The sequence below is a fragment of the Mesorhizobium sp. CNPSo 4689 genome (genome assembly GCF_057784325.1).
This window is the reverse complement of the sequence record NZ_JBWLUZ010000112.1, coordinates 1-417: the sequence shown is the minus strand read 5'-3', so window position 1 is coordinate 417 and position 417 is coordinate 1. Positions and strand designations below refer to the sequence as shown.

Sequence of the window (417 nt, the reverse complement as noted above, 5' to 3'; positions counted from 1 at the left end):
GAGCCGACGCGTCCGTGCGCTTGATGTGCCGCACAACTTGCCGCCTCAGCATCGCGAGCATTTCGGCGCGATATACGTCCCCGTATCTCGCAGTTTCAAGGTGGAGAGTCGCAAGCCGCATGGGCGACGATTCCAATTAGCTAGCAGTAGAATTCGCGAATCTGCCTTTCGTTCCGTTGTCCGACCTTTCGCTGTCTGGCCGGAGGGCCGCGACGAATGATCGTCCTACATATTGCTACACGGACGGATCGGCGGCTTCGGCTTGTATGGAAGTGGCTGGCGCCTAAGGGGAACGTCGGCGAGCGACGTTCGGATCGGCTTGACGGCAGCAGTGGATTGAGCGGCGGCCACACGCCTGGTGAGCAGCGCCGCCGACATTTTGGCGAGCTTCGATTTTATACCCAAGGACTCCTCCCG

The 417-nt window shown here is 60.2% G+C and carries 1 protein-coding gene; it reads right to left on the bottom strand.

Annotated elements, in window-relative coordinates:
• Nucleotides 1–225 precede the first annotated feature (225 nt).
• A partial coding sequence (locus AC04SI_RS33365) for a hypothetical protein (RefSeq protein ID WP_488475741.1) occupies nt 226–417 on the bottom strand: 192 nt, incomplete at its 5' end.